The 5,446-nt window shown below is 27.8% G+C and carries 6 protein-coding genes; all 6 read left to right on the forward strand.

What is annotated here, in order from left to right; genetic code table 11:
• Positions 1–457 (forward strand): enoyl-CoA hydratase-related protein (locus ACIQ56_RS13770; protein WP_397601623.1); only part of this gene is annotated, 457 nt, incomplete at its 5' end.
• A gap of 6 nt (positions 458–463) precedes the next feature.
• Complete coding sequence (gene menA / locus ACIQ56_RS13775) at positions 464–1,378, forward strand: 1,4-dihydroxy-2-naphthoate octaprenyltransferase (protein WP_397601624.1); 915 nt, start codon at positions 464–466, stop codon at positions 1,376–1,378.
• A gap of 6 nt (positions 1,379–1,384) precedes the next feature.
• Positions 1,385–2,218, forward strand: a complete 834-nt coding sequence (locus ACIQ56_RS13780; protein WP_397601625.1) for an NRDE family protein — start codon at positions 1,385–1,387, stop codon at positions 2,216–2,218.
• A complete protein-coding gene (locus tag ACIQ56_RS13785; protein WP_397601626.1) occupies positions 2,211–3,251 on the forward strand; it encodes a hypothetical protein in 1,041 nt (346 codons plus the stop codon). The genes ACIQ56_RS13780 and ACIQ56_RS13785 overlap by 8 nt, the downstream gene beginning before the upstream one ends.
• Positions 3,248–4,429 carry an AMP-binding protein gene (locus tag ACIQ56_RS13790; RefSeq protein WP_397601627.1) on the forward strand — a complete coding sequence of 394 codons (1,182 nt, stop codon included), beginning with the start codon at positions 3,248–3,250 and terminating at the stop codon, positions 4,427–4,429. Before ACIQ56_RS13785 ends, ACIQ56_RS13790 begins: the two co-directional genes overlap by 4 nt.
• 13 nt (positions 4,430–4,442) lie before the next feature.
• Positions 4,443–5,279: an MFS transporter gene (locus tag ACIQ56_RS13795; protein WP_397601628.1), complete on the forward strand. Its 837-nt coding sequence runs from the start codon at positions 4,443–4,445 to the stop codon at positions 5,277–5,279.
• Positions 5,280–5,446: the final 167 nt, after the last annotated feature.

A 5,446-nucleotide genomic window follows, 5' to 3' on the forward strand; every position in this document is an offset into this window, starting at 1 on the left:
ACATGTCCTTCATGTTGTATGTGATCTCACGATTGCGGGAGATAATGCGAAGTTTGGACAAACAGGACCTAAAGTGGGCTCATTTGATGGTGGTCTTGGAAGCAGTTATTTAGCAAGAATTGTAGGACAAAAGAAAGCAAGAGAAATTTGGTATTTATGTCGTCAGTATAATGCAACACAGGCTTTAGAAATGGGGTTAGTAAATCATGTTGTTCCCGTTGATGAACTTGAAGCAGAAACTCTTAAATGGTGTCGAGAAATGTTAGAGCATTCTCCACTTGCATTACGTTGTTTAAAAGCTTCCTTAAATGCAGATTGTGATGGACAAATTGGCCTACTTGATTTAGCTGGAAATGCAACACTTCTTTATTATTTAAGTGAAGAAGCAAGAGAAGGAAAAGAAGCCTTCATTGAAAAAAGAAAACCTGATTTTAATAAATTTGAAAGATTTCCGTGAGGATAAATGGATAACGCTCTAAAAAAAACAAATAAAATAACTCCCTGGATTTTAGCTTCAAGGCCTAAAACATTATCTGCAGCATTTACACCTATTTTTGTTGCAACAGCGGTTGCATTTTCTGTTTTACGTCCTACAGATAATAAAGTAACATGGGCTTTTAGTATATTTGCCTTACTTGCCTCTATTTTTATTCAAATTGGAACCAATTTAATTAATGACGCTCTTGATTTTAAAAAGGGAGCAGATGATGAAAACAGGTTAGGGCCTAAAAGAGTAACTCAAAGTGGTCTTTTAAATTCAAAAAAAGTCATGATTGGCGGATTTTTAAGTTTTTTGATCGCTATTCTTTTTTCTATACCTATCGTTGTTCATGGAGGAATTCCAATCATAATAATTGGGATTGTTTCCTTATTATTTGGATATCTATATACAGGCGGCCCCTATCCTTTAGCTTATGTTGGCTTGGGTGAATTATTTGTTATTTTGTTTTTTGGATTTACGGCAGTTCTTGGCGTTTTTTATTTACAAACCGGTTTTATTTCTGCGGCTCCAATAATAGCAGGGCTTCAAGTAGGATTACTTGCAACGGTTTTAATATCTATTAATAATTTTAGAGATTATATTGGAGATAAACGAGTTGGTAAAATGACATTAGCAGCTCGTTTTGGTAAAAAATTTGCTAGAATAGAAATTATACTTTTATTTTTATTTACTTATTTACTAAATATTTATTGGGTTTATATTGGAAATATATGGGCAGGTCTATTACCAATGATAACTCTACCTCTAGCAATTAAAATTATTATAGGTATACTAAATAATGAACCATCCCAATTATTTAATAAATATTTGGGCATGTCTGCTTTAACTCAAATTTTATTTGGAATTTTAATGGGGATTGGCTTTATTATAAGGTGATTTAATTTGTGCACATTATTTTTATTTATCAATCAAATAAAAGATATTCCAATTTTAATTATTTCTAATAGAGATGAATATAAAAAAAGAAAATCTAACCAAATTAATGGTTGGAATCGAGATTTGCAATTTTATGCAAATGATATTATTGCACCTCGTGATGAACATAAAAAAGGCACTTGGTTTGCTTGTCAAAATAAATTCAATCCAAAATGGGCTATTTTAACAAATATTCGTTATTTAAAATCATATAAAGAAGACTTAAAATCTAGAGGTGAAATCATTCTAGATTTTTTAAATTCTAATAATTCAGCAGAAAATTATTTAAATCGACTTAAAAAAATTGCTCATGAATATAATTATTTTAACCTCATTTTTTCAGATGGCGAGTTTATTTATTATTACCATAGTAAAGATCATGAAAGTAAATTATTATATAAAACCGGGGATAATACAAAAAAACTATTTGGATTGAGCAATGGTAAATTAGATTCAAATTGGCCAAAAATCAAAAATACTAAAAAAACATTTTTAACCTTTTTAAATCATCAAAATAACAAATTAAAAACTTTTGATGATTGTTGGGATTATTTTAAGACAGAAATGAGCAATAATAAAACTTACGATATTGCTGATTTACCTAATACAGGTGTTCCACCTGAACATGAGGTCTTTTTATCTTCTTTATTTATTTCTAGTGAAATATATGGGACAAATTCAACTTTATTATTTGGAATTCAATCTGACAGTTCATTGCATTTTCATGAACAAAAATATGATATAAATTCAAAAATGGATTCATCTAAAAAGATGAATATAAAATTTTATACAAATGAATAATTTTAACAATATCCTATCAAAAATACAAAATATTGAAATAGCAGAATATTTTTTAAAACCTAAATATATTTTAAATTCAAAATTAAAATCTTCAAATCATAAAAAGGGTTTTTTACTCAAAATCAATTTTAAAGAAACTGGAGAAGGTTTTTCAGATTGTTTTTCCTGGCAAGAGCTTGGAGATCTTTCTTTAAATGATCAAATATTAAATTTAAAAAATAAAGTTTATAATAATCATTTAAAAAAGAGCATTTCTTTTTCTTATATTGATTCTTTATATCGCTCAAAAAAACAAAATATTTTTAGTGGCTTATTCATTCCAAAAAATCATTTTACATGTACAGATGTTCATTTGTTAGCAAGACATTTTATTGAGCAGCTAAAAGAGCAAGGTTTTTTGAAAATTAAAATTAAATGTGGATTAAATTTAAGAAATGAAGCGCAAATCATTAAAAATATTTCTCCAGTATTAAATAAATTAAATATGAAATTAAGATTAGATTTTAATAATTCTTGTGATTTTGAAAAAATTTATTGTTTTTTGAATGAAATTCAAGCATCTTTAAATTTAATTGATTTTTTAGAAGATCCAGTATTATTTTCAGAAAAAGAATGGCATCATATTAAAACAAATTTTCCAAATATAAATCTTGCTTTAGATAGAATTGAATTTGATCAAATAAAAAATAATTTTATAAATTCATCATCCTTTGATTATTTAATTTTAAAGCCTGCTATTCAATTTTTTTCAGATAATAACTTTGATCACAACATGAGCAAGCAAATCCTTTTTACAAGTTATATGGATCATCCTTTAGGGCAATTAAGTGCTTTATATGAGTCTTCCCTATTTTACTCTAAAAATAAGCAAAATATAAATGAGTGTGGTTTATTAACACATACTTTATATGAAAATAATTGTTATTCTGAAACATTTTCAGTTATAGATACAAAATTAATACCTTCAAATGAGGGATATGGATTTGGTTTTGATAAACTATTAAGCAAAGAGCATTGGAGAAGACTTGTATGAAAATTGATTGGCTTTCCAATGAATCCCATGTTTTTTTAAATCCTAAAGCTTTGCCATTGCAAAATTTATCTTTAAATAAAGTGATTAAAGAATATTCTCTTGAATCCCATATTATTTTAGCGACATCGGGTTCCACAGCTTTAAATTCAAGTGAAATGAAATTTGTAGCCTTAAGTAAAAATGCTATATTAAATTCTTCAAAATCAGTTAACGATCATTTAGATTGTACTAAAAATGATATTCTTTTAAATGCTCTACCTTATTTTCATATTGGTGGCTTATCATTATATTCTAGGTCTTATTTAAGTGGTGCTAAATTAATAAATATATATTCTGATTTTTTAAAATGGGATCCAAATTATTTTATTCAAGAAATTATTAAAAATAAAGTTACTATTGCTTCTTTAGTTCCAACACAAGTTTTTGATATAATCAAACAAAATATAAGTTCCCCGGCATCCCTTAGAGCAGTCGTTGTTGGGGGAGGCTCTTTATCGAAATCATTATATGATAAAGCAAAAAAATTAAATTGGCCTTTATTGCCAAGCTATGGAATGACGGAATGCGCCTCTCAAATTGCTACTGCTCCAATCCATTTTAAATGGGAAACGACATACCCCGAATTAAAAATTTTAAATCATTTAAATGTTAAAAAAAATGAACAGGGAAACTTATGTATTTCTGGTTCTTCTTTATTAACTGGGTACATTATTTTAAAAAATAATAAAACTCATTTTTTAGATATTAAATCTCATGTTTTAAATGAACAAGATAAGTATTTAATTACAACAGATGTTGGTGATATTAAGGATTCTTTCCTGCAAATTTATGGAAGAAATGACGATGTTGTTAAAGTTTCTGGTGAAAATGTATCCCTATCTAGATTAGATCATATTTTATTAGATTTAAAAACAGAACTTGAATTTAATGATGATGTTGCTGTTATTTATGAAAAAGATGAACGATTGGAAAATAAAATTTCGATTGTTTTTACAAAAAATAGTCAAGAATGCATTAATTTATTTGATAAAATAAAGAATGAATTTAATAAAAGAGTTTTTCCTTTTGAAAAAATAAAAAATATTTATTTAATAGATAGTATTCCACGTACAGAGTTAGGAAAATTAAAGCGTAACCAATTAATAAGTGACCTTTCAAAAAATACTCATCAATTTTAATAAGGCAATTTAAATGAAAAATAATCCAAAATTTATAATATTTATTTTAGCTATAGGGTATATGATAGATTTTTTTGATTTAACAATTTTTGCTGTAGTAAGAACGCCTGCTTTGCAAGCTTTAGGTGTGCCGCAAGAAGATTTTATAAGTGTAAGTTCACTCATGTTTAATGCTCAAGCGGTTGGTGTTGTTGTGGGTGGAATTTTAAGTGGGATTTGGGGTGATAAATTTGGAAGAATGTCTGCCGTTAGAGCGGGTATTTTACTATATTCTGTTTGTATTATTATAAATGCATTTGTTACTACAGTTCCCATGTTTGCTCTAATGAGATTTCTATCTGCCGTTGGATTAGCAGGTGAATTTGCCGCTTCTATTACTTTATTAAGTGAAATATTGCCAGCTGATAAAAGAGCAAAAGCATCTGGTATCATATACTCATCTGGTGTTGTTGGTGGCATGCTTGCTGCATTTATTGGTAGTTATTTTAATTGGCAAGTTTTGTTTGTTGTAGGCGGATTGGCTGGATTGATTTTACTTTTTGTTAGAATTTCAGTTGCAGATTCTATTATTTATCAAAATATGAAATATCAAAGTCATATAGTAAGAGGCAGTATAAAGTTGTTAATATTTAATAAAAATTCTTTTGCAAGAGCAGTTGCTCTTTTATTAGCAATTGTTCCCTTCTGGTTTATGGCTTTTTTTGTAAATTTTGCGCCAGAAATTGCAAAATCTGTTGGTATTAAGACTTCAATTAGTCAAGGATTTTCTCTAGGTGTTTATTTTGTGGGCTCGTTTATTGGCTCTTATTTTTTTCCTTTTATAGCGAAATTAACTTATAATGCCAGTTAAGAGTTGAGAAAGATATTGTGAAGATTGAAGAAATAGCTCCAATTTGTTAGTTAATTGTTGCTTAAAAAAAGTAACAAAGGAGCTACCAATGGATTGGCAGAACCAACTCATCACCGTTTACCTTACTTCCTGCAAATTTTTTTCTCAACTTTCTCCATATATTTTTT

It is taken from the genome of Silvanigrella sp. (assembly GCF_044369315.1).
In the GTDB taxonomy this organism is placed as follows: domain Bacteria; phylum Bdellovibrionota_B; class Oligoflexia; order Silvanigrellales; family Silvanigrellaceae; genus Silvanigrella.

Coding starts and splice junctions, on each gene's coding strand:
- menA (WP_397601624.1), top strand. CDS start 464: ATGGATAACGCTCTAAAAAAAACAAATAAAATAACTCCCTGGATTTTA.
- ACIQ56_RS13785 (WP_397601626.1), top strand. CDS start 2,211: ATGAATAATTTTAACAATATCCTATCAAAAATACAAAATATTGAAATA.
- ACIQ56_RS13795 (WP_397601628.1), top strand. CDS start 4,443: ATGAAAAATAATCCAAAATTTATAATATTTATTTTAGCTATAGGGTAT.
- ACIQ56_RS13790 (WP_397601627.1), top strand. CDS start 3,248: ATGAAAATTGATTGGCTTTCCAATGAATCCCATGTTTTTTTAAATCCT.